The following is a 25,351-nucleotide window of genomic DNA, read 5'->3' as shown; positions in this document are numbered from 1 at the left end:
CAATAGATCTAATCTGTTCCTTTAAAATATTCAAAGATCCTTCATTGTTTTATAGTTAACGCTCTTTTCAAAATGATTGTTCTCTGTAGATCCATTCTCGGTTTTTACTGGAAAACTTAAATATACATTTTTAGAGTCTTTGCAACTAACTATTGAAATAGCAAGTAGTGAAGCTATTTCAATAGTTAGTTTAAGGGTTTCCATATCTTCTTCATGACTCCCTCGAATGCCCAAAACGTAAAACTTTCCTATGTAATGTTCTATCTCTTCTATGAAAACTTCTGAATTTCTTACAAAAAGAGCTCGCAACCGTTATCGCAAGCTCCGTAGTTTTAGCTGGTTTAAATCTATATTAAACTTTCCTGTAAGTAATATATCCAAACCTAATAGACCATTAATGTTATCATACGGAAACGATGTGAAGTCTATTGAATGATCTTCAATTTTGTACTCCCCTAATTCAATTGCATCCACTTTCTTAACAAACGCATGTTCTTTACCACCAATTCCATAGCTAGTGATTATTTCATCTTCCATGGATACTCTAATTCCGATATCATCGACTTCATCTTGGGAAACTAAAGTATGACTTGCTCCAGTATCTATTACTATATTATCGACCTGTTTCTCTCTTCCGTGAAATATTATCTTAATAGAAGTAAATAATAAGCCATCTCTATACTCAATTTGCATTAGTTGGTTCTCCTTAGTCCTATTACTCTACGAATCTTCACAACAACTTGCTCCTTTGAAGTATGGTAAATTAATGTATTATTCTTGCTGTTTAATAACTCCTTTGTTGCATCTTCTTCTTTAACCGGGCCTATAACCGCTACATCGTCAATGATTTGTTCATTATTATTTTCTTCCGAATGTAATATTTCAAATTTCACAAATTGATTTGGGTAGATCGCTCTTACTTCATCCCACTTCACGTTTGACTCCTCCAAACGTATAAAATTTGCTTTAATTGTATCATATTTCGTTTTTTTATTGGCCCTTTAGCAGGATTATCTGCCGGCCGCGATACAGTTGGGTGAATAGAGGTGTTTTCTCCCCCGACTTTATCTCTTGAGGCTGAGGGTCGAATGGCCCGATGCGTGAATATTATGTTAGTGAAATTCCTGACTTCTTGAGTAATCTTACGTATTCACTAGTTTTATTTGATTGCTCCCCTTGTTTTCAGGGGGATGAATGGACATTTTTTAAAGCTCTATAAAGGGATAATGACATTGGCAATAATTTTTGTAACTTATTATATTTTCGATTGTTTTATATATTGTTCCTCAAAATACTTTTATTTTAATGGAGATATAACTAGTGAATTTGAAAAAATATGTAGCAATGACTTTAATGGCAGGAATTATTTTAGGTGTTCCTTCTACATTTGCTAACAATGAGACTCCCGCGTCGTCTTTTGCAGCAGTACAATCAGTAAAATCGATGGGATCTAATGTTATTGTACCTTATTCTACAACTCAAGTTATAATGAATGACTCAATCTCGAATACCAAATATCAAAATAACTACACTATTAATCCTGGATCGGGTTATGTAAAAGTGAGCATTAAGAACACTGGACCTAACCCTATCACGTTTACAGTTAACCAAGGTAGCCCGGCAGGTGCGGAAAAAATGTATTACGTGGTCCCAGCTGATGGAAAACCATACAATTATTTCACCGAAGAAACACCATGGTCTACGGGCGTTTTCTACATCACCATATCCTCGGGACAATACATGTCTGGAACGGTTGGCGTCCGTTTAGGAACCAATCTGGTTGAACTGAAAAACACATAAAATATAATACCCTGTTAAAGAAAAAACGGCAGCCCCGATCGGCTGCCGTTTCTTCGCTTTTGTTCACCGTCTGACTTCATCTTCGATCAGTCTATCCCGGCAACTTGGCCATTCTAGTAGATGTTGAAAAAATTTCATCTCAACGACGGAAATGGACTTCGTTTTTTTCCTTTTTGATCCTAACATGCGGAAGATTAGAGTTGTCCTATGAGATGCTTGCATTCATTTTACAGGAAACGTGAACTTTATAGCCGCTCATTGATTTTGCCCAACAGTTTCTTTAGGACCTGCTTCTCCTCGTCGGTAAGGGATTGAACGATATCTTCCTCCACCATTTGGAATGAGTCTTGAAAGTTCTCAATCAGTTCAATCCCTTTTGGCAATACATATATATTCTTTTGCCGTTCGTTATTGGCCGGTATTTTACGCTCGATGTACCCTTTTTGTTCTAGACCTTGGAGCATGCTCGTAATGCTGGCCCCACGCAGATGAAACCGATCGGCAAGATCCTTTTGAATAATATGATTACTTTGGTTCTCGTAAATATACTCGATTACTTTACCTTGGTGAGCGTTTAAACCCAGTTCCTTTATACTTTCGTCTGCTCTTTTTTTTAATTTAAGACCGATAATCTGAAACAAATCCAGAAAAGGCGTATGCTTTCGGGATTGCATGGTCATTCCCTCCTGTTATCGTTAGGAATCTAATTGTAAGTAAATAAACTATACAGTGATCCTGAAGGCTTGTCAAACAAAAATTAGTTTATTGACAGTTAGAAATCTAATAGTTATACTCCGTATTGTTGATATACAAACACACAGGAGGAATTCATATGGAGAAGATTATTCAGAATGCTGGCTTCGAACAAATTACGGCGATTGTAAATGTACGTATCTTTGATGGAGAGCAAATGATTGCGCCAACACATGTTGTTATTAAAGGGGATTCAATTATTTCGGTGGGCGGAGACCTTCCGGCTGATGCAACGATTGTCGATGGAGAAAACGGGACTCTAATGCCTGGATTCATTGATGCGCATGTCCACACCTCCATCGGCGGATTACGAGATGCCTTGAAATTCGGTGTAACAACAGAACTCGAAATGAACGGTGATTTTACTAAAAGAGGGCGCGAGATTCAGCTGAAAAACGTGATTGACGTGGCAGATGTCCGTTCTGCTGGCACAGCGATCACCGCTCCGGGTGGACACCCGGATGAATTGCTTCCGAATGACGATGAAATACCGGAATTCGTATTAAAGGAATTAGAGAAGCTATCCGAGGAAGACAAGGAAGCGATGTTGGCGGCGTACGCTCACGATCACGAAGAAATACCTCAGGTGACCTCGGTGGAAGAAGCAATTAAACATGTGCATACCCAAGTGGAGAATGGCGCCGATTATATTAAGATCATGATTGAAGAAGGAACAGTTATGGGTGCGCCAGGCTTGCCTGTACTAAGTGACGAGATTCTGAAAACGGCTGTGAATGAAGCTCATAAATTCGGTAAGCTGGTCATCGCACACGTCTTGACGGCTCTTACATCTCAAGAAGCCATCGATTTAGGTGTGGACGGTTTGGGACACTTGTTTATCGACAGACCCGAATACACGGCCGAGTTAGTAAAATCAATAGCGGCTTCAGGTGCTTTTGTTACGCCGTGCTTGGTGTTGAATTCATCGATTATTGGAAATCCGGCATCCGAATTGGCGAATGATCCGCGGGTTCATTCCAAATTAAGCCCGGAATGGATCGATATTTTAAACTCAAGCTTCAATACGTTTCCACAAGGCAATATGGAGAACAGCTTTAAGAATGTGATGGACCTCCACCGAGCCGGAGTTGATATTCTGGTAGGGACGGACGTCGCGCCGGTTCCCGTCCCTAATCTTGGCGGCCTTGCTCATGGGGCCAGTGTCCACCACGAAATGCAGCTGCTGGTGAAGGCCGGCTTTACTCCGATCGAAGCGCTTCAGTCAGCTACGACCAAACCGGCACGCTGCTTTGGCCTTCACGATCGCGGTCGTATTGCCGAAGGTGCACGCGCTGATCTTATTCTCGTAGATGGAGATCCGACCACCAATATTTCGGATACCTTATCAATCAAATCCGTGTGGTTCAATGGTTCGCAGCTACGGGGATAATCTGATTTGCTCTCTCTACGTTCCAGTTGTTCGGTTTGTTTTATGTGTTTTTGACATAAAAAAGGGCCATCCCTCAGCCAATGTTCCATAGCTTTTGGGACAGCCCCTTCGGTACTTACTTCATCTGACTCAAATTTTTTTCAAATGGGAATAACTTTCTAAGAAAACGATTCAAGCCTGGGAATAGGCGCTTGGATCAAAAAAAGCAATTTCCCACAGATGCCCGTCCAGGTCCTCGAAGCTTCTGACATACATGAAGCCATGATCCGCAGGTTCTTTGGATTGCTTGCCTCCTGCAGCCAATGCCTTGTCCGCCAGCTCGTCGACTTGTTCCCTGCTGTCAGCAGAGAGCGCAATAATTCCTGCTGCAGCGCTGGCAACGTCGGCCACCGGCTTGCTAATGAACGTCTGGAAATACGACTCCGTAAGTAATTGAACGAACGTATTGTCGTTTATTACGAGGCAGGCTGCTTTTTCGTCGGAGAACTGTGGATTGAACTCAAAGCCGATACTGCTGAAAAATTCCTTGGTCCGATTTAAATCTTTAACAGGCAAGTTTACAAAAGTATGAGTCGAAGTGTAAGCCATTTTTGATCACCTCATTATATATTTTAAATCATCACTACTTGAAGATATGGTTGCTCGATATCTCGTTCATAGCTCTTTTATAACATTCCTCAGAGACTTACTCAACATAAAAATTTTGCTGTTATTTAAGGTGGAATTGGTAACCTGTTTTAGACTCGCTTTTGCTGCCTGAAGTAGCGTATAGTAGGAGTTGTTAGAAAAAAACGATTCCAGGAGGCTGCAGCCATGTCACAGGAGATTTGGATTAATCTGCCGGTTAAAGATGTCGAGAAATCAACGGCCTTTTTCAATGAGATTGGATTCCGTGCGGAAAGCGTTGGTAACGAGAGAGCCAGGCTTACCATAGGCCAAACAGCAATTCTGCTGTTCCCGGATGAGACGTTTGAGAAATTTACGGGTTCAAAAACCGCGGATACTTCCCAAAGCGCAGAAGTCATCTTTTCCATTGGCGCTGAAAGCAGAGAAGAAGTGGATGCCTTTATTCAAAAGGTAGAGTCTGCCGGAGGAAGCATCTTTGGCAAGCCGGGTGAAACGGACGGCTGGATGTATGGCGCAGGCTTTGCCGATCTGGACGGTCACCGCTGGAATCTTCTGTACATGGATGAGAGTAAAATGCCGAAACGTTAATATGGAAACGCCGGGCTCCTATTTAAGGAAACCGGCGTTTTTTTGTACCCCTAGGTTAATTTTCTGAAGGCGTTTTTGCGAATCATTTTTACACTGGACTGCCGTTTATGATGGATTAAATAGTACACGAGAATGGCTGCCAATGCGACGATGCCGGCAGCTGCAAACATCGTGCGGTAATTGGAATGAGAGCTAATCAGGCCCATGACATACGAGCCTGCCCCATATCCCAAATCGAACAATAAAAAGAATGTGCCGTTGGCCGCACCTGTTCGATGGATGGGAGACAGCTTCATGGCGAGCGCCTGGATGCAAGGAAATAGAGCCCCATATCCGATTCCCATGAAAGCACCCGATAACAGCACCATGCTTCCTGTGTGGGATTGACTCAATAAAAGCAGGCCAAATCCGAATAAAATAAATCCGGGATAAAACAAAACATGCTCGTTAAATTTGTCGAATATTTTGCCTACCAGCGGCCTGAAAACGACAATCATCACAGCAAACACGATAAAAAACGTGCTGGCCACTTTGGACTGGTGAATTTCATTGGCGAACGGGGCAATAAATCCGGCAATCGGGCTGTATGAGAAAGCTAATACAAATCCCACGATTGATATCGGCAAAGCTTTCAGTTCGAAAATTTCCCGGAGGCTAAAGCTGCTTTTCGCAGCGGTTGGTTTGGGTTTAACCGATGCATCCTGGTCTTTAACCGGCAGCACAAACAGCAGGGACAGAAACGCGATCACGGTAATAACCGACAGTAATAGCGTTCCGTTTTTATCCTGCCACAATAACAGGCCGAATGCCGGTCCGATAACCATGGCAATGCTCATAAACATGCTGTAATAACCCATTCCCTCCCCTTTTCGGTCATTGGGAATCAGGGAAGCGGCAATGGTGCTCGTCGCTGTCGATGCAACCGCATAACTCATGCCGTGAAGAAAACGAATCATTAGGAATAATACGATTCCTTTTGCCCCGAAATAGCTGATGCAGGCAAGCAGAAATATGCCAAGCCCGATCAGCGCTATCTTCTTTTTGCCGAAACGATCCACCCAGAATCCCGAAAAAGGCCTGATTAAGACGCCTCCAACCACATAAATTGTGATGACCAGACCCATCTGCTGTGCATTGCCGCTCAAATGATCTCCCACATATAAAGGGAAGGCCGTGGCCGTCACATAAAAAGTCAGGAACATAAAAAAACTGCTCAAACAAACAATCACAAAATTTTTGGTCCATATCTTACCTTCTGGCATTCTCTCTACTCCATCCTTTCCGAATCAACAGCATGTGAAATATTATACGAAAATCCTTATATCATGTATAATACTAATTATATAATTTACATATAATATTGAAGTGATATAGGAGGCCATGATGGAGTTTCTGCAATTGAAATATTTCCAGGCGATCGCCCAGCAGGAAAACATGACGAAAGCATCCCAGCTGTTAAATGTCTCTCAACCTTCGCTTAGCAACTCGATCCAAAGGCTGGAAAAGAATCTGGGCGTCCCCCTCTTTGACCGGCATGGCAGACAGCTTAAATTAAATGCTTTTGGGAAAGTATATCTGGGTAAAGTGGAAGAGGCTTTTAGGGCATTAGAAGAAGGAGAAACGGAAATCAAAGAGATGGCGGGGTTACATCGGGGGCAATTAAGGATTTGCATGATGCTCCCTCATATTTTGCCGACGCTCTTAAAGGAATTTTTAGCCCGGCATCCCCATGTCCGGATATCGCAGCGTCAACCGAGCACCACGCTGGAGATGAGAAAGGAACTGGAAAAATCGAATATGGACTTTTGCTTGTCCACCTACCCCATTACCGCTCCCGACATTGAATGGCTGACCTTGGTAGAAGAGGAAATGCGATTAACCGTGCCCAAGAATCATCCATTGGCCGCAAGAGAAAGTGTTCATTTGAGTGAAGTAGCGGACGAACCCTTTATTTCCGTTCCCGTAAGCTCGACTTTCCGTGAAATCACGGACGAATATTGCCGTCAGGCGGGCTTTGAGCCGAATATTGCCTTTGAATTGGAAGAAACGAGTGCCATCCAAACCCTGGTTGAAATGGGGCTCGGCGTTACGTTGACGCTTCCCCTATCGTTAGGAACCAGAGCCTTGAACAAGGAGACCGTCCAGATCAAAATCGCGGATCCAAAGTGCATAAGAACATTCGGCATCGCTTGGAATCGGAAACATTATATGTCGCAGGCAGCTGTTCATTTTCTGGATTTTGTGAAAGAATTTTTTGCCCAATATAAGTGAATATGATGCACTAAAGCTAAACTCCCGGTCATTTTCATTTACGTATATTCGGACTCGCAATAATTACATAATCAATTTGAGCATGACTTCAGAGTTGAATTTAGGAGGACACTTGATTGAGTAATTGCACACGCTTACGGACACAAATCATTATTAAGGACGCGTTCATGGACTTATTGAAGGAGACAACATTCACGTCCATCACGATTAATCATATTTGTGAAAAAGCAATGATTCACAGAAGCACATTTTACCGTTATTACGAAGATAAATATGAGCTATTAAGTGATGTGACAAATTCCATGGCGATAAACCTCTTTGAACAAACCAACCAAGGGTTGGATCAAGAACATACCCTTTTTGAGAGAATCATCGAACACGTGGAAGTCAATCGGGCATTGTTTTTTAATATCACCAGTAAAAATGACAGCCTTGAGTTATATGAAACATTGATTCATTTGGGTGCAGAACAGTTATATACCAATTCCATGAAATTTAATGATCCGCTGTCCAAACAAATCCAAAACTCCGATTACCCCAAGGTGCTATGTGATTTTTACTCTAGCGGATTTTTTGAAATCGTGAAAAAGTGGATAAATCACGAATATCCTCTTTCAAAAGAAGAACTTATTCAAGCCTCTAGAAGCTTCCAAAATAATGAACCAAAATCATAAATTTGTCTCATTTTGATGCAGATATTCATTTTTATTCATCGTCTTTCTCCAAACACCCATGCTATATTAATCAGCGGAATTGAGTAAGGGTTTTTAATCATATTGGGTCGGAAAGTTCCGAATACCTATATAGGAGGAGAATTCGATATGAAAGCTGCAGTATGGCATGGTAATGAGAGAGAAATTTTAATTGAGGAAAGAGAAGTTAAAGAAGTACAACCCGATGATGTCAAGGTTAAAGTCGCATGGGCTGGTATTTGCGGTTCTGATGTGCACGCATACTTGCACCCGAGCTCCGTACCCATCGATCCCCATACCGTACTTGGACATGAATTTTCTGGTGAAATTGCCGAAGTTGGTTCACAGGTCACGAAATTTAAAAAAGGCGACAGAGTCTGTATTTATCCAACGATGCTTCAAGATCCTTCAAATGCCGAGACAGAACGTTTCATCAATTTGAATGCGGTCGGCGCGAAAATCGATGGAGGGTTTGCTGAATACGCGGTCATTCCACAAAAGACAATTTTTAAAATTCCGGATCGTCTACCACTGGATTTAGCGGCAATGATTGAACCAGCATCTGTATCCTTCCAATCCATTAAGGATGCAAAAGTAAAAGAGGGTGATACTGTCGTTATTTACGGCGCGGGTCCTATTGGGTTATTTGCTCTTTTAGGCGCAAAAGCTGCAGGCGCTTCCAAAGTCGTTGTTGTTGATTTGTTTGAAAGCCGACTCGATAAAGCCACTGAATTAGGCGCGACCCATACCCTTAATGCTAAAGAGGTAAACCCTGTTGAAGAAATCCGCAAGTTATTCCCGGATGGAGCAGATGTGTCCATTGAAGCTGCAGGTGTTGAGTCAACCTTCAATCAAGCCATTCAATCGACTAAAATCCGCGGGACGATGATGGTTGTCAGCTTCCATACAGAAAATATCCAATTTAGCGCCCCTTCTTCCCTGCTCTTTAGCGGCGTAAAATTAATGGGTTCTGTGGGATACAGTAATGAAACTTACGACGAGGTTATTGAATTACTTGCAGATGGCAAAATACCCGCACAATCCATTGTTACAAGTAAAATTGATATCGACCATATCGCTGAACAAGGCTTTGAAGCGTTAATTCATGATAAATCTCAAGCCAAAATTCTCGTTAAATTAAGTGGCGCGAATTAATCCCATAGAAGATTCATGAGCTTGTCGCGTGATTCCGAATCGCGGGACATGAAAAAACACCTCCTGAATTCGCATGTTATGCATGCAGATCCGCTGGGGGTGTTTTTTGTTTATTCATTGGAGCATCGCACCGGCAATGATCATAAAGTCCTCCCGGCTGATTTCAAACTGCCCGTAACGGAAGGCGTAGCCCCAGTTTCGGTTCCCGCGCGTGAAGCTTAGTTGATCCAACAGATCCCTTATCTTGACTTCGCGGCTTGAAATATAGCTGATATTTCTGCGGAATGGCACAAACGATTCGGACATCCGATATTCATAGACTTGGTCATCAGCCACTTCTCCGATCGCGGTGAACGCCTGGAGCGGTTCCCCTTTCGTCATGTCCGTACGCGGAGAATAGTAGATCAACCAATCGCCTGCTCTCATCTTACGTAAAGGTGCTGACTTGCCATGACAGAGCTGGGCGAATCCCCCCTGCTCTCCTCGCTTTACGTGGGATGCGGAAACGACACCAACCCAGAAGCGGCTTTCTAAGCTAATCTCATCTAATGGCATCTCTCAGGTCCCCTTCCTTCAATACATGATGACCTTCCTTTCATAAAGCCAAACCTTGTTTTAAGCGTTCCAGCTGAAGCAAATGATGGCGGTAGTGCATTTCAACGAGCAGAAACCATTCCTTCGCATTCAGTCCGCCGAATGACGGATGAGACACTGTATGTTGTTTGGACGCTTTTTCAAGAGTGGGTTCAGCCTCTTTCATTCTCTGAATGACTGTACGCAGCCCTTGAATCAGCTTCTCCTTGCTTTCCGGCTGTTGTGGCGTGTATTGGGGGGAAGGCGGCACCTGAATACGTATAGGCGGGAAACTTCCTTGAGCAAATGCTGCTGCACCCTTCTCGGTTTTGCCCGCTGGAGATCCCTGGGGATCTTGTGGGCTCCAGACATTGATCCATATTACGAAGGTGCATATGAAGCGCCGAGTTAATGAGATGTTGAATCATCTGTCCGATAGACCATTCATGGTCACTTGGCTTTAGCTTGAGCTGATCCAGACTGAACGAATCCAGTTCGTGAATATAATATACCGCCGTTTTCTCAAATTGTTGTAATGCTTCCTTTGTTGTGCTCATCATTTAACATCGCCTTTCGTTATCTTTTTATCTAAGAGTACAAAAACGCTACTGACAACATTATGTCAGTAGCGTTTTAACGTTTTTTACTGTTCTTTTCTGAATCAGTCGCTTCGTATTACTTGAATGTCAAATCGACTGCGATGGGCAGGTGGTCCGAAGCATCCGTGTGGATGACCCGCTGATTTGAATGTAGAACCGCGGGCGACGTTAATATGTAGTCAATGATTTCAGGCGGACTGCTGAACGGGAAGGTGTAGGCATCTTCCATTCCCTGAAAGCTGTTAACTAATCCGCTATGTAACAGCAGCTGCAGCTCTGCACTGTCGGGTTCGGCATTGAAATCGCCCATTACAAGCTTTGGTCCTTGGGCGGAAGCGGCAAGCTTCATAATTTCCTGCGCCTGAACCGTTCTGCTTGTGGTATCGAGTCCGAGATGCGTATTATATACATTCACATGAACGTCCCGCAGGTCTATAACGGCATGCAGTACACCACGCGGCTCATCCTCGAAGCTGCTGAGCATCCTATTCTCATGCCGGAGAATAGGATGCTTGCTCAAAATAGCCGTGCCATATTGACGGTTGTCAGCCCGTCCCTCCTCTGGTCCCAAATCAAGATTGGCTCCATAGGCGTAGTGATAGCCGAGTAAGGCTGCCATTTCCGCTGCCTGGTCCTTATATTCGCTTCGGTCTCCGTAAAATCGGTCAACCTCCTGCAGGGAGACGATTTCTGCACCGGAATCACGGATGACATCCGCAATTCGGTGCAGATTTAACTGGTCATCCATACCTACGCCGTGATGAATATTATAAGACATCACAGTTACGCCTACCGCCTTTATCATATGTTATCCTCCTGCCTTGGTACGATATGTCAACAACATATTCTCTTGATAAGAAGTTTACCATAAAGATGTCATATTAAAAGGAAGAATCATGGCAGCCATGATTCTTCCCTTCGTATGATAGCCGATGTCTGCAGCTTGGTTAGGTTAATTTAGCTGGCGGAATGCTCTGCGGATTGTTGAATACATTATTCGGATCGTACTTCGCTTTGACCCTTCTCAATCTGGCATAGTTCTTTCCGTAATAGACCGGACCAGAACAGCGGATGCCTTGATCCGGAACGTTAATATAGGAACCTACGATATAAGGCTGCAGTTTCTTTCTGGTCTTTCGAACCAGGGCAATATTTTTAGCCGCATGCGATGGTTTTACCCATGAGCTGTTCCATTCCACATAAAATTTAGGATCACGCCAGAAGAATGCGGTATCCCTAGGTGCGATACGGCTTATGGCACCGCCCCAGTTCAGGAAGAAAAATCCGGCAGGTGTTCCTCCCTCTGCTTTTTCAAGAAATTCGCGCATGACTTTAAAAGCTTTATTCGGAAACGGTCGTCTGCCGAAACTGCTGGAAAATTGGTTGCTGAACCTTTGGGTAAGGACGGGATCGGGAGCTAATAGAAACTTCGTACATTCAATGTATGGCAGATAGCGTATGGTTTTTTGAGTAGGCGTTCCTACGCTAAGAATAGGCTCTAAGTGGCGTATAGCTTCGCTTTTTGATCCGAGGTATAGTCCCAGCATACTGACATTGCCGCCTTTTTTAGGACCAACGCTTAATTCGCTGCCCAGCTTGGTACTGGTGTTAGGAGCCCACACTTGCCATTTTTTCACAACTTTTTCAAACTGGTTCCATGGCCAGATAATGTGGAATACGGTGGCTTTTGCCGGAGCGCGCAGAACTTTGAATTTATATTTGGTATAGATGCCGAAGTTGCCTCCGCCTCCGCCCCGGGAAGCCCACAGTAGATCGGAGTTCTGCTTTTTGTTTGCCCGGAGGACTCTCCCCTTAGCGTCGACCATTTCGAGTTCGATCAGGTTATCGCTGATGAGGCCGGTTGTTCTTTGCAGCGGCCCGATTCCCCCTCCAGGCGTAATTCCGCCGATGCCCACCGTTGGGCTGTCACCAAATGGGGCGATATAGCCTTGTCGCGCGAGCGTATTCACAATTCTACCTACGCGATTCCCGGTTTCGACCACGGCAGTACCGCTTTTTTTGTTCAGCTGAATTTTTTTCATGTCGCTGACATCAATGACAATACCGCCATTTACCTGTGAAAGGTTGCCCTCCAGGGCGTGTCTGCCGCTTCTCGGGCGGATCGGGACATGGTTTTTGCGGGCCCATCTTATGGCGTTTGCAACATCCTGCGTTTTTTGAGCGAAAACAAACACTTTGGGAAATCTGTCCGTATGCGGATCCCAATTTTTGCGAGCTGCTTCATAACCGGGGTCTCCTCTAAAGATCACTCGTCCTGTAAGCTGAGCCTGAGATTTCACGGATGCTTCCATCTCCTTTTATGGATCAATGATTTGATCATCACCAAATTAGGCAGGTACCCTATAACGTATGAAGGAGATCGGTGCTGCGTATGGGCTGGAGCCGAATAGGTTATTATTTTATGGTGTTCGCCGTACCGACTCGTGATTATATAAGACTCTTTAACACCTGATGGCCAGCAGTACCAAAAAACAGGCGAATCGAGTACTTGATCCTTCCCTTCAAATAAGGTATATTGATTTTTACATTGACATTACAGCAGGTCTAAAAAGGAGGAGCCATGTCACCACGTACCAAAGAACAGAATGACGCGATCCGTGAGATGCGGATGAATCAAATAATGGATGCGGCTGCGGAAGTATATTTGGAGAAGGGCATTCAATTGGAAATACGCGATGTGGCGGTCAAGGCAGAGCTCGGCTACGGAACCGTATACCATTATTACAAGAATAAGCACATGCTCTTGGAGGATTTATTATGGGATGCCCTGGATCGAACGGAGTCGGCAATACTGCCCGCTTTGACGGGAGACGGAAGCAGCTTGCGGAAAGCTGAGGTATTCTCCAGGCTGCTCCTGCGAAAGTGCGTACAGGATCCTTCCGTGTTTATTTTCCTTAAATCGGTTGCGGATAATTTTCATCACTTCCCGGGAAACCGGTTTATCAAGCTGTCTGCCGATTTTCAGGAACGGATCTATTTGCCCTTTGTGGAATTGATTCGTGAAGGAATCCGTTCCGATTCACCGGAGAAAACAGCGAATCTGATATTTGGTTCGCTTGTCGGCTGCACGGCTTTGAACATCCACCACCATATGCAAAGCGAGATAGACGTGGAAGGCATCGTCGAAATGATATTTTCAGGTATTCAGGCAAAGGAGAGATCAACAGAATGATCACCTTGAAATCGAGAGCAGAAATTGAAGAAATGAAAAAAGCCGGCCGCATTGTCGCTGCTTTTCATCGAGCGATCGCAGGGATAATCCGTCCGGGCATCACGACGCTCGAAATCGAGTCGTTCGCGGTGCGGTTCCTGAAGGAAAATGGCGCCAAAGCTTATACGATAGGCTTCAATGGCTATCCGTATGCCACATGCGCGTCTGTCAACGACGTCATTGCGCATGGTTTTCCGAACGGGAACCCGCTCCAGGAAGGCGACATCGTTACCATCGACATCGTCGCGGAAGCAGATGGCTGGATCGGTGATTCCGGCTGGTGTTATGCGGTCGGCGAGGTGTCGGAGGAAGCCCGTAAACTGATGCGGGTCACGAAGGAATGCTTATATCTGGGTATCGAAAAAGCTGTCGCCGGAAATCGGATCGGAGATGTGATGCACGCGGTTCAAACCCATGCCGAGCGAAACGGATTCTCGGTGGTGCGCGATCTGCTTGGACATGGCGTAGGAAGGGAAATGCACGAGGAACCTAATTATCCCCATGTCGGGAATCCGGGTAAAGGGTTTCGCTTAAAGGAAGGGATGGTTTTAACGATCGAGCCCATGATTAATGCCGGAAAAGCGTTCATGACGGTTGATGCCGACGGCTGGACCGCCAGAACCGCTGACGGCTCGCTTTCCGCACAATACGAGCATACGATCGCTATTACTGCGGATGGCCCGATTATTTTGACCGAACAATAGAATTCAGCCCTAGTATGGGTTTAGTTGAGATTTCGAGCAGGGATGTCTTGGGGAACGATATTGGATTCTTTTAATTTCGCTTACGCGTTATCCGCTTGAACAGGAATATATACTGTCACCTTCAAATCGGGATGATCCGCAACCGTAAGCGATTGGTGCTCGAACGCCAGTTCACCAAGCTTTGGATGATTGAACTTCTTAAGTCCAAGCGGGATCCCTAACACTTCGTGATCGTCCCACCAAAGCTTAAACTTTCCGCTCGCCTTCTTGAGCAAATCAACCAACTCCTCGAACGAAGGATCGCCTATATGCTGGCCGTAGCTGGTCCGGAATTGGGCCAAGAGACTCCGGGCTGCTTGCTGCCAATCCGGAAGCAAGTCAGGGTAATCGGGACGGGCGAACATGCGCCACAAGCTGTTTCTTTCCAGAACGTTCATCCGGCTAAAATTGCCAAACAGCTCGCAAGCCGCATGGTTCCATGCAAGCGTATCCCACCTGGGTCCTCTTACATAAGCGGGGAAAGGCTCTAATTTATCCAGCATGCGCTGCATAGACAGATCCACGTGAATGTCGGGCATCCAATCTTGGACGGGCGGGCGATGCTCGGCAAGCGTATATAGATGTAGCAGCTCGTAGCGGTTCAATTGCAGCGTTCGCGCCAAACTGTCCAAAACCTGCGCAGAAGGCCGAACATCCCGCCCCTGTTCCAGCCACGTATACCAAATGTTGCTTACTCCGGCCATGTCTGCTACTTCTTCACGACGAAGTCCTTTGACCCGGCGATGCGGGGCGATTGGAATACCAAGTTCCGCTGGGGATATGCGCGTTCGGCGCGATTTCAGAAAAGCCCCTAACTCTTTGCGTCGTTTCAAATCTTCTTGCACACCCACTACCTCCGGTCAAGGTATTATTTTTTATAATCTTATAAACGGTATTCTTACAAAAACCATCTTTTCATCTAGGATAGGAATATATCTTGATGAGAAGGGTGAACGAAATGGCCAAGACTAATGAAGAGCTCATCGATCCTCGCAGGTGGTGGGCTTTGGCGGTGATATTGGCAGCGACCTTTATGGCTCTGCTGGATTCCTTTATCGTTAATGTCGCGATCCCCTCCATCCAATCCGATTTACGGGCAAGCGCCTCGGACATTCAGTTCATTCTTGCGGGATATACGCTGGCCTATGCCGTTCTGCTGATTACGGGGAGCCGGCTGGGCGATATGTTTGGGCGTAAACGCCTGTTTCTGATAGGGATGTCTGGATTCGTTGTTGCTTCGGCTCTCTGTGGTGCGGCCCCGACCGCGGTGTATCTCGTCTGGTTTCGCGTGCTTCAAGGCATAACGGCGGCTGCCATGATGCCACAGGTGCTCGCCATGATCCAAGTGAGTTTTCCAGTGAATGAAAAAGCGAAAGCCATCGGATTGTACGGTGCGACCATTGGCGCCGCTACCATATCCGGTCAATTGCTCGGCGGTTACCTCATCAGCCAAAATCTGTTCGAACTGGCGTGGCGCTCCGTGTTTCTCGTGAATGTGCCGATTGGCGTGATCGCATTACTGGCCGGTATCCCGCTGCTCCAAGAGTCGCGCAACCCGGTAGCCAGACGTCTTGATCTGGTTGGCGCTCTCCTGCTAACGACAAGCCTGCTGGCACTTGCCTTCCCTCTTGTTCAAGGCCGCGAAGCGGGATGGCCGTCATGGTCGTTCATCCTGCTTGCCTGTTTCCCGCTATGTTTGGCTGTGTTTATTATATATGAACGTAAAATTCTTGAATATGGAAAATCTCCACTGCTCTCTCCTACACTTTTTCGTGATCGTTCTTTTCGTCTCGGCATATCGCTCATCCTTGTTTTTTATGCGATCGCTTCGGCCCTTTTCTTCACTTTGGCCGTCATGCTGCAGCAGGACTTCGGCTATTCTGCTTTAACGTCAGGGCTAACCTATTTGCCGCTCGGCATCGGCTTCTTTATCGCTTCTCTGGCATCACCTAAGCTCGTGAGTAAATTCGGGACGGCTGTGCTGTTGGCCGGGGCTATTATTACGGCAGCAGGCATCCTATACACGTTGGACATTGTCCTTCATTTCGGAGCTCATCTTGCCTTTTGCGTGAGCCAGTTCACCGCCGCGCCGCTTCTCCATGGCCTACGCCACGGCACGACGCCGCTTTCGAGCAGCTTGACAATGCGTTCCGTCACCATTTCATAAATTTTTTGGCTCATGTTTTGCCCTCTCCTTTACATGTGGTAAAATAGAGGGGCGAAGGGCCGTTTTTGCTTCCTGGAACCCGCTTGCAAAGCTTTTGGCTTCCCCGACCTGCCCGAATCGCTTTTGGCACGATGATGAAATGGAGCGTCAGCGAAATGGAATCATGGTGCCGCCCTGCCCCGTAGAGCCATGATGGGTGCGGCAGCGTAAGCGAGAGCGCCCATGATGGATCGAGCGTTACCCCGAGAAACGCTTTTGCTTCCCTGCGAGGCCCGTTAAAAATCCCAATGGAACCCGGCGTCTTTCCGGGGTCGCTTGGGATTTAGGGCCGGTGAACCGGGGGAACCGGTTTCCTTCATTCGGATTCTGATGATTTTGGATCCAATGGCCACAAAAAAACGTTCGGCTTTCCGCCGAGATCCACGCAGCTCTTTCCGGCTGCAGAAGATCCATTCCGCAAAAAAAGCCGAACGATCCGGTTTATGCCAAACGTGAACCGCATGAAGCTGCGGAACAAAAAAAGAGCCCCAGGCGCAAGGCCGAAGCTCAAAAAAGGGTAGAACAGCCGGAAATGACAAAACCGCCCCCTTGGTGCGGCATTGGACGCAAAGCCTCCCATAACGGTATGCCGGTGGCCGTTAGCAACCCTATGCGTCTACTTCAAGTCACCGGCCTTCCGGAGCGAGCTGCGATCCGTTGGCGCACGATCTATTCGTCGAAGCATTGAACGGCCGTGTCCGAACCATCCGGATTAGTCTGATTTAGAAGAATCTCGCCCCTCTTGCTTCCGGCGTTTGACTGCCTGCCGGTCCAGGACATATAACAAGCTAAAACAGATGACACCGAAGACAAAAATGGCAGCTCTTCCGGCAGGAGACATGTTGAATAATAGTTCGGAAAACATTGCCTTCCCTCCTAAAGTGCAAATGAAACGAATTGATAAGCGTAGTAGATCATGGCCCAAAAGGTAAGCACGATATAACCAACAAAGCCGGAATAAGCGACAGCCATACCGCCATAACCCCACAGCTTCCAGTACCAAGCGATCGGTTCCTCTTCTATCTCCATCCAAACCGAACGCGGCCGGGGCAAAGTCTGGTAGAAGTCCCAAACATTCAGGTATGAGCGGTCTTCGTCATCGGACGCCTTCACTTCCCATCTTTTTGCCGCGTCGCCTTGGCCTTCCCCTCCTCCTGCCAAATCGCGAAAAACAGCAGGATCATCAACAATAGCAGCAGCAAGAGGATGTCTGCCGGTTTCGTCAAGTTTGGAACCAGGATATTCCACACGATCTCCCCCCGATTATCTTTTAAGTTACATAACATGAGAAAAAACAAAACTTTTAGAGTACATTTTATCTTATAAAATAAGTTTACATCAAAAAAATTATCTCTTAGTACTCTGCATAGTTATGCCCAAGTTGCTTACACTCAAATGGATAGAAAGGAGTGTAACAACCGTGGCGTATACAACATTGCAACGGGTGGGCAATGCCGTCCGGCACACCCGATTAAGCCAGGACTTGACGCAAGAGGAATTGTCCGAACTGATCGGAACCAGTTATACCTATATCAGCTCCCTGGAACGCGGACAGCGCAATGTAACCATTCAAACCCTAGATCGAATCGCGCAAGCTTGTCGAACCGACTTGTTCCGGATGCTACAGCTCGACGGACCGGAGGATGAAACCATTATTGAAATGTTGGCTCTCTTAATGAGCCGTGACCCATTGGATCGTAAAAAGGTACTCAATATCGCACGAGAAATGTTCCGGTCCCAATGAGGAAATAAGGACGCGTTTGAAATCCCAAGATGTGGAAAGTATACACCAAAAGAACCCTTGAGTTCAATTATATTTTATATATTTGAACTTTCGATACTCTCCAAGCGCATCATATCGTTGGTCTACACTTCTTAGTAGAAAGAGGTGAACGACCAGCGTGAGTCATCTAGCCAAAACGATAGGAGAGCAGATACGGCACTACCGCACATTGAGGGGTTGGACCCAAGAGCAATTGGCGGAAGTGCTAGAATCGCAAGGAACCTATATCGGTCGCGTCGAACGCGGCGAACAAAACATACAGCTTCAAATCTTGGAAAAAATAGCCGATGCGCTACATATAAACGTTTATGCCTTGTTCAGTGAACGCGATCCGTTTGAGCATCTAAAACAGGATGAATGGATATGGCAATCCGTGATGCTCCTCAAAGAGCAGAACGTGCAGGATCAGGAACGAGCCTTCCGGGTTTTGCGTGAAATGTTGAAACACTAAAGGGATGTTGCCCTGTTCGATTTCGGACATGGCTTCGCCCCCGGTGCTAAGAACAATCCCTCCCTGACTTCACTCCCTCGCCGCTACTCCAATAGATTGATTTCGCTCCATCCCAACTGTCCGTTGCACAATCCGGGTTTCCGTTGTATAATATACATGCAAGATAAAGTAAATCGGAGCATAAGCTCGCACCATGGGCAACGTGGTGTTCCCTGCCGGGGGGACCATAATTTCCGTGTTTACCGACCGTTTGTGTTGCCGAATGATATGGATTTTCAGCAATTAGGAAACACTTATATATAGGGATCGCCAACGATCCGCACCACCGGGTAGCGTGGTGTTCCCCGCCGGGGGGACCATAATCTCCGTGTTTACCGACTGTTTTTGCTACCCATCAGCTTAACAAGGCGGCTCTGATGTGGATACATCAGAGCTTTTTTTGTGCAAGGAGACATGATTCCATGACGCTAACACTCGAACAATTAGTTGCCCGAACGACCAAACCCTTGATCGCGGATATTAGCATCCAAGTGCTTCAGCAGTTATATGAGCAATATCTTCTCCCCTACACGTTTACATATGAACTGGAGAACCATGAACCTGTTAAGCTGCATTTTGAAAAGGACAATTTCTGTCACCTGCTGGGTCTGGAAAAGATGGTCGCGGGAAAAGTACGTTCTCAAGACTTGAAATTGTATCGGGGGCCGGAAGGCTGGGACAACATCAAAAACGGCACGATTGACCGGGATCATATGCGGTCCCGCGCAGGCAAACCGAACTTTAACAGCCTGAAAGGAAAATGGATCTATTTTCTCGCCATTCCCCGCATCCTCACATCCGACACGGCCATGATTAAATTTCATAAATTAGGGGCAGAATTACTCATATACGGCGGTTTTGATAATGCCATCGTACACCTTGGCATATCCAGGCGAGAAGAAACCGAATTTAAAACGTGGTGTCCGCGCACCATTCTGGAAGAAGGCAAAACACCGCCGCTGTACGGAACCAAACATATCGACGGGCAACCAACACTTCGCATTGTTTCCTTTAAACAGGAAGCGAAATAAAATAGGGTACAAAACCGCAAGGCGCGGCTATACGCGCAAAGGCGAAGGCGCTGCCAGCTAACCGGCAGCGCCTTATTATTTAATGCCGTAACATGTTCAGCCCAACACGAGCTGCAACAGCTCGGCCCGTCATGGCTCAAGGCTTGATGGTATGGCCAGCCTGCCGCCGTTACGCAGCACACGGAACGCCTCATCAAAAACCTGCTGCTTTGATGGGGACAGATTAATGACACAGTTTGAAATAATTACGTCCACCGAGTGGTCCTGAACCGGCAGATGCTCGATCTCGCCCAGCCGAAATTCCGTATTGGTAAATCCGCTTTTGCTGGCATTTTCGCGGGCGCGGCTGACCATTTCCGGTGTCATATCTACACCAATGACGCGGCCGGAAGCGCCCACCTGACGGGAGGCAAGAAAGCAATCAAACCCGCCGCCGCTGCCCAGGTCCAGCACGACTTCTCCCGGTTGCAAAGCGGCAATAGCTTGAGGATTGCCACAGCCGAGGCCAAGGTTCGCCCCATCCGGAACGGCTGTTAATTCTTCTGACGAGTAGCCCATTTTAGCGGAAACATCCGCGGCCGAACTACAGCAATCATTGGATGGCGCTGGCGTACAACAGGACCCCGCCCCTACGTCCTGTAAGGCGATTTCTTTATACCGATTCCGAACGTTTTGACGAATTTGATCATTACTCACTTGATTCATGAAAGATCACTCCTTAGTTTTTTATACAATCAACAGCAGCTCGCAGCGCAGCAAGCCGTTGGTGTTGCACGAATGATTGACCGCCTACTAAAGAATCGGACCGATTGCTTTTGCATAGCGTCTGACCATTTCCACGTTTCTCTAGCAGATCGTTCGATTTCCCTTTGGCGTTGTTTCATGAGCATTTCCGCAGCAAACCAATTGAGGTTCAAGTCGGTCCCATCCTTTTATCAAAAAAATGTAATGTAAGCATTCAGTGTTTAAGATGATGCAAAAGCTTTTTAACAACAAACTGCGCGTCCGGCCCCCCCCCTTAAGGTAGCAGAAGCAAAGGAACGCTGCCCTTCCAGCCCCACATAATAAAGCCCCGGAACGTCGCTTATGCCTGCTTGATGTAACGGCCTTCCTTCCGCATCCAGCGCGCCAATCGCTTGAAGGTAGGGAAGATACGGCCGGTAGCCTGTCGCAAAGATCACCGTATCCACCGGCTCTTTTTTCCCGTTCGGCCAAATGACGCCATCCTCATAAAAGGATGTGAACATCGGTTGTTGATCCGGTTTTCCTGCCGCTACTTTTTCTTTGTACCCGCCCGAATCGTTCACCGCACTTGAACTCGGCGCGGTTTTCCCGAACCGCCAAAACGGAAAGGTGTCAAACCCAATCAGTTTGATCCAAAAATGCACATCCTGACCCAACAGCCTCGATTTCATGAATTGGACCGGCCGGAGTACCGCTAAAGACGTCTTGCTCACCTCGGCCAGCTCAACACCGATCTGTACGGCAGAATTGCCGCGCCCGACCACCACTACGCGTTGATTGCGAAATGGCTCCGGATTCCGGTATTCGGAGGAATGAAGTGTGCGGCCTTGAAACGCCTCCTGCCCCGGCACAACTGGCGTATAGGGATTGTGAAAGGAGCCGGTCGCATTAATGATGGTGCGCGCCCGAAACGTATCCCCTACCATCGTACGGACCGTAAACCCTTCTCCATCCCTTTCGACCGATGCTACGCGCTGATTGGTTCGGACCGGCAGTTGAAATTTTGCCCGGTAATCCTGTAAATAACGAATGACTTCATCACGCTTGGGGTAACCATTCGGATCGCTGGGGAATCGCGGCGAGAAAAAGCCCTGCGATTCATACATGGAAACTGGTAAAAGGCGCTCCCTGGGCTGTCGTGATCTTCTCTATCGGCATGTATGTGGTCGTTTATGGCTTGCGCAATGCCGGACTTACGGATGCATTAGGCAGCGTCATTCAAACGGTCGCAGAACAAGGGTTATTTGTGGCTACCGTAGGTATGGGCTTTATTGCAGCCATCCTGTCGTCCATTATGAACAACATGCCCACGGTCATGATCGATGCGCTGGCCATCCAAGGAACGCAAACCGATGGGTTCATTCGTGAGGCGCTGATCTATGCGAATGTGATCGGTTCGGACTTAGGGACCGAAAATTACGCCAATCGGCTCCTTGGCCACGCTGCTTTGGCTGCATGTCCTATCCACGAAAAACGTGAAAATCAGATGGGGCTATTATTTTAAAGTCGGCATCCTGTTAACCGTTCCCACGTTGTTCATTACGCTCACCGGTGTTTATGTATGGCTTTATGTTCTCCAGACGCTACAGGTGAATGTATGGTTATGTATCGCGGTGATCGTGGTCGTCCTGGTGGCAGTTGCAATGATCATGAAGACTTTTATGAAAAGTAAACAAGCGAAAAGAGTTCATCAAGGCGATTAACGAATTGAAATCAAAGGAGATTGTTCACCATGGAGAAAAAACCGTTAATTTATTTTTTGTGCACCGGAAATTCTTGCAGAAGCCAAATCGCGGACGGGTTTTTAAACGCTCTAGGCAGCGATAAATATGAAGTCAAAAGCGCAGGTCTTGAAGCACATGGACTGAATCCGCGTGCGGTGCAAGTCATGCAAGAAGCTGGCGTAGATATTAGCAAAAACACCTCCGATGTGATCGATCCGGACATTTTGAATCGCGCCGATTATGTCATTACCCTTTGTGGCCACGCCGACGAGCATTGTCCTGTGATCTCCAACAAGAACGTAACGAAATGGCACTGGGGTATTGATGATCCGGCAAAAGCAACCGGAACGGAAGACGAAATCATGAACCAGTTCCGCGCCGTTCGCGATTCGATTAAGAACCGGATTGAACAATTCGTCAAAGAAGGGAAATGAGGTGGCGACGATGATCAAACGAATGCATGTTGCTTTAAACTGCACGGAGCTGAACAAGTCTTTGGAGTTCTATCGCGCTTTTTTTGGGGCCGAACCGAGTAAGGTTAAAGATAACTACGCCAAATTCGAGTTAGAAGAACCGGCGCTTCATTTTTCGCTCAATGTACGTCCCTTCGAACAAAAAGGTGTACTGAACCACTTGGGATTTCAAGTGAATAATACGGAAGAAGTGCTGGCCATGGGGGAGAGGCTTCGTCAAAGCGGATTGCTGCTGATTGACGAGATGAATACCACATGCTGCTATGCGGTGCAGGATAAAGTTTGGGTATATGATCCGGACGGCAACGCTTGGGAGATTTTCTACACAAAAGAAGATTCCGAATTCGAATCCGCCGGAGAAGCCAGGGATTTGTCCTTGTGCTGCGCGCCGCCAGCGGTCCCGGTTCCTATTGAGTTTGGATCGTTCAAAAAAGGAGTATAGTCCATGGCGTCTGAAAAAACCTACCATGCTTTGATTCCGGATAAAATTTTCATGGGCGGGCAACGGATGTGGAATCGATGGTGAAAAATGAAGGTATCGACGTGATCGTGGATCTGCGCGGCGAAGCGACGGAGCTCTTCATATGTACGGATTGCCGCTCTAATAAGTCGCTCGATGCGATCGGGCGTAGGCGGTACAACTTTTATCTCCCGAAATCGCCGGTATACAATCTCAACCAAATGTTCGAAGTCGTGATCCTGGAATAACACATTTTTGCATAGCCAATCGATTACCTCTTCAGCATCTTGGATGGTATCCTCACGAAAGGGGGTAGTACCAGCGTAGCTGTCACCAAGGGCAAAGTAGATGTAAATTAAATGGGAAATTTATTGATAACCTCGTTATATTCCTGCTGGGCATCGGTGATTGCAAGCTTCGAATAGATTTCCAATGACTTCCGGCTTTCATGACCGGAATACGGCTGTATGAGTGCGTCATCGATGCCCTGTTTATTGAGCCAGGTCAACAGAAAATGACGCAGCAGCTTTGTGTGGCGACAGGTTTTGAGCAAGTTTAGCTTCCTCCAAATATTTGGCCAAAATCTTCCGTATTCCCCGATCCGTGTACATTTTCTTCCACGATGATTCAAATAAATAGACCGCATGTTTTTTCTTCAAAGTATTCGAGTAAATGACTGAACAATCCTGCCCCGTTCCCCGTTTATTCAGTGATGCACGCTGAAACTCAAAAAAAACGATGGATCGGTTCCATCGTTCGCGATCTCATAACCCGGAAGAAAAAGCAAGTGAATCCATTTGCTCACGATCTTGACTCCGTTCGTCCTGGATCAATTGACATAACGTTCTCGCCAATATACGTCCAGCCGTTCTTGGCGCGACCAATCCCGGTAAACTTGGTGCCAACAAGGCCTTGATTCCACGTTTTTCGGCAAAACGAAAATCGGTTCCACCTGGTTTGGAAGCCAAATCAATAATAATAGCGTGATGCGGAATACGGGTCAACACACGAGAAGTAAGGATTTGCTCCGGAACCGTGTTAAAAATAATATCCACATTTACGCCTTCATCGTACAAATCTTTCGTATAAAACGGCTCAATCCCCATCTCCCATGCACGTGCAAACTGCTCCGGTTTCTGCACCCCCGCTTTGACGTGTGCACCCAGGCGCTGAAGCATACTGGCTAACGTAAGACCGATTCTCCCCAAACCCAGCACCATACAACGCGAACCATGTATGGTAATTTCCGTATGTTGAATGGCCATCATTAAGGCGCCCTCCGCAGTGGGAATGGAATTGTATATGGCAACATCGTCCCTGCTGAATAATTCAATCAGATCGATCCCCAGTTCCGCGCAAAGGTTCTTCAAGTAGGACTTGGCTATGCCAGTATAGACTTTTGCGTGTTTCGGCAAGGAAGACATATATTCCTTGTTCAGCAATAGCGTTTCAGCTGAAAATGAAGATTCTACTCTGCCATGGTCGTCTGTACCGACAACCGGTAATATCAATATGTCCGCTTTGCGAAGAACCTCCTTCGTAAGCTTGGAATAATGGACTTCATGAAGTTGTTCGTGCAAATCTTCAAAACCGATTACCGCAACATTTGCATCCAGGTCAGTGAATGACCGAATGATTTCAAGATGCCGGGCATCGCCTCCAAGGAAGACAATATGCAGACCCGTTAACAAAAAATCCCCCTACTTTCCTTAAGAATGGACTCAACAATTACCTGCCCCCGCTTACCATCTTTAAAAGCGCATCTGCTCCTTTCATTCCAGGGCGAATTCCGCGTAATTCCGCCTCTGTAGTAACCATATCGAGTGGGGCATCCAGCAATTGCTCTATGGTTCGCACCCCGGTTGCGCGTCCTGCGACAATGCGGCGATCGTTTAATTTCTCATTTAACAAACGGATATCCAGCGCGCCGCACATGATATATCCGTGATCGGTTGTGATGGCAAGAAGTGTTGTTTTGGGCAGGGCGACCTCGATACTTATAACCTGATGACCTTCC

General features: G+C 46.6%; 31 protein-coding genes and 4 pseudogenes. 17 read left to right on the top strand and 18 right to left on the bottom strand.

All coding sequences use genetic code 11. The features are described from left to right. Positions 1 to 312: 312 nt before the first annotated feature. Together PCH05_RS26110 and PCH05_RS26105 are read right to left on the bottom strand one after the other, a co-directional pair. Positions 313 to 693 carry a retropepsin-like aspartic protease gene (locus tag PCH05_RS26110; RefSeq protein ID WP_127607483.1) on the bottom strand — a complete coding sequence of 127 codons (381 nt, stop codon included), beginning with the start codon at positions 691 to 693 and terminating at the stop codon, positions 313 to 315. Beyond that, positions 693 to 935 carry a hypothetical protein gene (locus PCH05_RS26105; protein ID WP_127607481.1) on the bottom strand — a complete coding sequence of 81 codons (243 nt, stop codon included), beginning with the start codon at positions 933 to 935 and terminating at the stop codon, positions 693 to 695. The genes PCH05_RS26110 and PCH05_RS26105 overlap by 1 nt, the downstream gene beginning before the upstream one ends. Before the next feature lie 385 nt (positions 936 to 1,320). Between PCH05_RS26105 and PCH05_RS26100 the strand changes: the two genes are divergently transcribed. Then, positions 1,321 to 1,800 carry a hypothetical protein gene (locus PCH05_RS26100; RefSeq protein WP_127607479.1) on the top strand — a complete coding sequence of 160 codons (480 nt, stop codon included), beginning with the start codon at positions 1,321 to 1,323 and terminating at the stop codon, positions 1,798 to 1,800. 245 nt (positions 1,801 to 2,045) lie between these two features. On the opposite strand, the gene PCH05_RS26095 is transcribed toward PCH05_RS26100, so the two are convergent. Further along, a complete protein-coding gene (locus PCH05_RS26095; protein ID WP_127607477.1) occupies positions 2,046 to 2,474 on the bottom strand; it encodes a MarR family winged helix-turn-helix transcriptional regulator in 429 nt (142 codons plus the stop codon). A 158-nt stretch (positions 2,475 to 2,632) separates the two neighbouring features. Between PCH05_RS26095 and PCH05_RS26090 the strand changes: the two genes are divergently transcribed. Further along, positions 2,633 to 3,943 carry an amidohydrolase family protein gene (locus PCH05_RS26090; RefSeq protein ID WP_127607475.1) on the top strand — a complete coding sequence of 437 codons (1,311 nt, stop codon included), beginning with the start codon at positions 2,633 to 2,635 and terminating at the stop codon, positions 3,941 to 3,943. Between the two features lie 171 nt (positions 3,944 to 4,114). Here PCH05_RS26090 and PCH05_RS26085 read toward each other — a convergent pair whose 3' ends face one another. Continuing rightward, positions 4,115 to 4,531: a VOC family protein gene (locus tag PCH05_RS26085; RefSeq protein WP_127607473.1), complete on the bottom strand. Its 417-nt coding sequence runs from the start codon at positions 4,529 to 4,531 to the stop codon at positions 4,115 to 4,117. 225 nt (positions 4,532 to 4,756) lie between these two features. Between PCH05_RS26085 and PCH05_RS26080 the strand changes: the two genes are divergently transcribed. After that, positions 4,757 to 5,158: a VOC family protein gene (locus PCH05_RS26080; RefSeq protein WP_127607470.1), complete on the top strand. Its 402-nt coding sequence runs from the start codon at positions 4,757 to 4,759 to the stop codon at positions 5,156 to 5,158. A gap of 50 nt (positions 5,159 to 5,208) precedes the next feature. On the opposite strand, the gene PCH05_RS26075 is transcribed toward PCH05_RS26080, so the two are convergent. Continuing rightward, positions 5,209 to 6,375, bottom strand: a complete 1,167-nt coding sequence (locus PCH05_RS26075; RefSeq protein WP_164766805.1) for an MFS transporter — start codon at positions 6,373 to 6,375, stop codon at positions 5,209 to 5,211. 166 nt (positions 6,376 to 6,541) lie between these two features. Between PCH05_RS26075 and PCH05_RS26070 the strand changes: the two genes are divergently transcribed. The 3 genes from PCH05_RS26070 to PCH05_RS26060 all read left to right on the top strand — a co-directional run bounded on the left by PCH05_RS26070 (position 6,542) and on the right by PCH05_RS26060 (position 9,276). Further along, the gene (locus tag PCH05_RS26070) at positions 6,542 to 7,429 is read left to right on the top strand and encodes a LysR family transcriptional regulator (RefSeq protein ID WP_127607466.1); all 888 of its coding nucleotides are present in this window, start codon (positions 6,542 to 6,544) and stop codon (positions 7,427 to 7,429) included. Positions 7,430 to 7,545: 116 nt separating this feature from the next. Further along, positions 7,546 to 8,103, top strand: a complete 558-nt coding sequence (locus PCH05_RS26065) for a TetR/AcrR family transcriptional regulator (RefSeq protein WP_127607464.1) — start codon at positions 7,546 to 7,548, stop codon at positions 8,101 to 8,103. Between the two features lie 147 nt (positions 8,104 to 8,250). After that, entirely contained in the window at positions 8,251 to 9,276 is a 1,026-nt protein-coding gene (locus PCH05_RS26060) for a 2,3-butanediol dehydrogenase (RefSeq protein ID WP_127607462.1), read from the top strand. A gap of 114 nt (positions 9,277 to 9,390) precedes the next feature. Here PCH05_RS26060 and PCH05_RS26055 read toward each other — a convergent pair whose 3' ends face one another. From PCH05_RS26055 to PCH05_RS26040, 5 genes are all read right to left on the bottom strand, one after another. Further along, entirely contained in the window at positions 9,391 to 9,831 is a 441-nt protein-coding gene (locus tag PCH05_RS26055; protein ID WP_127607460.1) for an EVE domain-containing protein, read from the bottom strand. A 40-nt stretch (positions 9,832 to 9,871) separates the two neighbouring features. Beyond that, positions 9,872 to 10,120, bottom strand: a complete 249-nt coding sequence (locus PCH05_RS28200; RefSeq protein WP_307719592.1) for a DinB family protein — start codon at positions 10,118 to 10,120, stop codon at positions 9,872 to 9,874. Continuing rightward, a complete protein-coding gene (locus tag PCH05_RS28140) occupies positions 10,023 to 10,406 on the bottom strand; it encodes a DinB family protein (protein WP_443093738.1) in 384 nt (127 codons plus the stop codon). The genes PCH05_RS28200 and PCH05_RS28140 overlap by 98 nt, the downstream gene beginning before the upstream one ends. 118 nt (positions 10,407 to 10,524) lie before the next feature. Then, the gene (locus tag PCH05_RS26045; RefSeq protein WP_127607458.1) at positions 10,525 to 11,253 is read right to left on the bottom strand and encodes an endonuclease/exonuclease/phosphatase family protein; all 729 of its coding nucleotides are present in this window, start codon (positions 11,251 to 11,253) and stop codon (positions 10,525 to 10,527) included. A 142-nt stretch (positions 11,254 to 11,395) separates the two neighbouring features. Then, positions 11,396 to 12,748 carry an FAD-binding oxidoreductase gene (locus PCH05_RS26040; protein ID WP_127607456.1) on the bottom strand — a complete coding sequence of 451 codons (1,353 nt, stop codon included), beginning with the start codon at positions 12,746 to 12,748 and terminating at the stop codon, positions 11,396 to 11,398. A gap of 281 nt (positions 12,749 to 13,029) precedes the next feature. On the opposite strand from PCH05_RS26040, the gene PCH05_RS26035 reads away from it, so the two are divergent. Both PCH05_RS26035 and map read left to right on the top strand, forming a co-directional pair. Beyond that, entirely contained in the window at positions 13,030 to 13,641 is a 612-nt protein-coding gene (locus PCH05_RS26035; RefSeq protein WP_127607454.1) for a TetR/AcrR family transcriptional regulator, read from the top strand. Further along, positions 13,638 to 14,384 (top strand): type I methionyl aminopeptidase, encoded by a 747-nt coding sequence (gene map / locus PCH05_RS26030; RefSeq protein WP_127607453.1) that lies wholly within the window; start codon positions 13,638 to 13,640, stop codon positions 14,382 to 14,384. The genes PCH05_RS26035 and map overlap by 4 nt, the downstream gene beginning before the upstream one ends. A gap of 80 nt (positions 14,385 to 14,464) precedes the next feature. Here the strand turns inward: map and PCH05_RS26025 are convergent, their stop codons facing one another. Continuing rightward, positions 14,465 to 15,268 carry a helix-turn-helix transcriptional regulator gene (locus tag PCH05_RS26025; RefSeq protein ID WP_164766803.1) on the bottom strand — a complete coding sequence of 268 codons (804 nt, stop codon included), beginning with the start codon at positions 15,266 to 15,268 and terminating at the stop codon, positions 14,465 to 14,467. A 95-nt stretch (positions 15,269 to 15,363) separates the two neighbouring features. Between PCH05_RS26025 and PCH05_RS27825 the strand changes: the two are divergent. Continuing rightward, positions 15,364 to 16,443, top strand: a pseudogene (locus tag PCH05_RS27825) (MFS transporter); the annotation flags it as partial. 32 nt (positions 16,444 to 16,475) lie between these two features. Here the strand turns inward: PCH05_RS27825 and PCH05_RS26020 are convergent. Next, positions 16,476 to 16,583, bottom strand: a complete 108-nt coding sequence (locus tag PCH05_RS26020) for an ArdC-like ssDNA-binding domain-containing protein (RefSeq protein WP_246049960.1) — start codon at positions 16,581 to 16,583, stop codon at positions 16,476 to 16,478. Positions 16,584 to 17,161: 578 nt separating this feature from the next. On the opposite strand from PCH05_RS26020, the gene PCH05_RS27460 reads away from it, so the two are divergent. After that, the gene (locus tag PCH05_RS27460; RefSeq protein WP_164766802.1) at positions 17,162 to 17,317 is read left to right on the top strand and encodes a hypothetical protein; all 156 of its coding nucleotides are present in this window, start codon (positions 17,162 to 17,164) and stop codon (positions 17,315 to 17,317) included. Between the two features lie 188 nt (positions 17,318 to 17,505). On the opposite strand, the gene PCH05_RS26015 is transcribed toward PCH05_RS27460, so the two are convergent. Then, a complete protein-coding gene (locus tag PCH05_RS26015; protein ID WP_127607447.1) occupies positions 17,506 to 17,877 on the bottom strand; it encodes a hypothetical protein in 372 nt (123 codons plus the stop codon). 172 nt (positions 17,878 to 18,049) lie between these two features. Between PCH05_RS26015 and PCH05_RS26010 the strand changes: the two genes are divergently transcribed. The 3 genes from PCH05_RS26010 (at position 18,050) to PCH05_RS26000 (ending at position 19,933) form a co-directional block, all read left to right on the top strand. Continuing rightward, on the top strand, positions 18,050 to 18,373 hold the full coding sequence (locus PCH05_RS26010) for a helix-turn-helix domain-containing protein (protein ID WP_127607445.1): 324 nt from the start codon (positions 18,050 to 18,052) through the stop codon (positions 18,371 to 18,373). 157 nt (positions 18,374 to 18,530) lie between these two features. Further along, a complete protein-coding gene (locus PCH05_RS26005; protein ID WP_127607443.1) occupies positions 18,531 to 18,863 on the top strand; it encodes a helix-turn-helix domain-containing protein in 333 nt (110 codons plus the stop codon). A gap of 461 nt (positions 18,864 to 19,324) precedes the next feature. Further along, complete coding sequence (locus PCH05_RS26000) at positions 19,325 to 19,933, top strand: PBECR4 domain-containing protein (RefSeq protein ID WP_127607441.1); 609 nt, start codon at positions 19,325 to 19,327, stop codon at positions 19,931 to 19,933. A 150-nt stretch (positions 19,934 to 20,083) separates the two neighbouring features. On the opposite strand, the pseudogene arsM reads toward PCH05_RS26000, so the two are convergent. Next, positions 20,084 to 20,638: pseudogene (gene arsM / locus PCH05_RS25995) on the bottom strand (arsenite methyltransferase); the annotation flags it as partial. 253 nt (positions 20,639 to 20,891) lie between these two features. Continuing rightward, positions 20,892 to 21,780, bottom strand: a pseudogene (locus PCH05_RS25990) (flavin-containing monooxygenase); the annotation flags it as partial. Between PCH05_RS25990 and PCH05_RS25985 the strand changes: the two are divergent. From PCH05_RS25985 to PCH05_RS25970, 4 genes and pseudogenes are all read left to right on the top strand, one after another. Then, a pseudogene (locus PCH05_RS25985) lies at positions 21,750 to 22,380 on the top strand (ArsB/NhaD family transporter); the annotation flags it as partial. The pseudogenes PCH05_RS25990 and PCH05_RS25985 sit on opposite strands and share 31 nt — an antisense overlap. A 29-nt stretch (positions 22,381 to 22,409) precedes the next feature. Next, positions 22,410 to 22,835, top strand: a complete 426-nt coding sequence (gene arsC / locus PCH05_RS25980) for an arsenate reductase (thioredoxin) (protein ID WP_127607439.1) — start codon at positions 22,410 to 22,412, stop codon at positions 22,833 to 22,835. Between the two features lie 10 nt (positions 22,836 to 22,845). After that, the gene (locus tag PCH05_RS25975; protein WP_127607437.1) at positions 22,846 to 23,316 is read left to right on the top strand and encodes an ArsI/CadI family heavy metal resistance metalloenzyme; all 471 of its coding nucleotides are present in this window, start codon (positions 22,846 to 22,848) and stop codon (positions 23,314 to 23,316) included. A 77-nt stretch (positions 23,317 to 23,393) separates the two neighbouring features. After that, positions 23,394 to 23,582: a hypothetical protein gene (locus tag PCH05_RS25970; protein WP_127607435.1), complete on the top strand. Its 189-nt coding sequence runs from the start codon at positions 23,394 to 23,396 to the stop codon at positions 23,580 to 23,582. A gap of 107 nt (positions 23,583 to 23,689) precedes the next feature. Here PCH05_RS25970 and PCH05_RS27820 read toward each other — a convergent pair whose 3' ends face one another. The 3 genes from PCH05_RS27820 to PCH05_RS25955 form a co-directional block, all read right to left on the bottom strand. Further along, complete coding sequence (locus tag PCH05_RS27820; protein WP_246049959.1) at positions 23,690 to 23,887, bottom strand: tyrosine-type recombinase/integrase; 198 nt, start codon at positions 23,885 to 23,887, stop codon at positions 23,690 to 23,692. Positions 23,888 to 24,098: 211 nt separating this feature from the next. Next, the gene (dpsA, locus tag PCH05_RS25960) at positions 24,099 to 25,025 is read right to left on the bottom strand and encodes a dipicolinate synthase subunit DpsA (protein WP_127607433.1); all 927 of its coding nucleotides are present in this window, start codon (positions 25,023 to 25,025) and stop codon (positions 24,099 to 24,101) included. A gap of 37 nt (positions 25,026 to 25,062) precedes the next feature. Next, on the bottom strand, positions 25,063 to 25,351 hold a 289-nt coding region (locus PCH05_RS25955; protein WP_246049958.1), incomplete at its 5' end, for a YunC family protein.

The organism is Paenibacillus chibensis, assembly GCF_004001045.1.
In the GTDB taxonomy this organism is placed as follows: domain Bacteria; phylum Bacillota; class Bacilli; order Paenibacillales; family Paenibacillaceae; genus Paenibacillus_AQ; species Paenibacillus_AQ chibensis.
The sequence above is the reverse complement of the archived record's forward strand: the minus strand, read 5'-3'. Positions and strand labels throughout refer to the sequence as shown.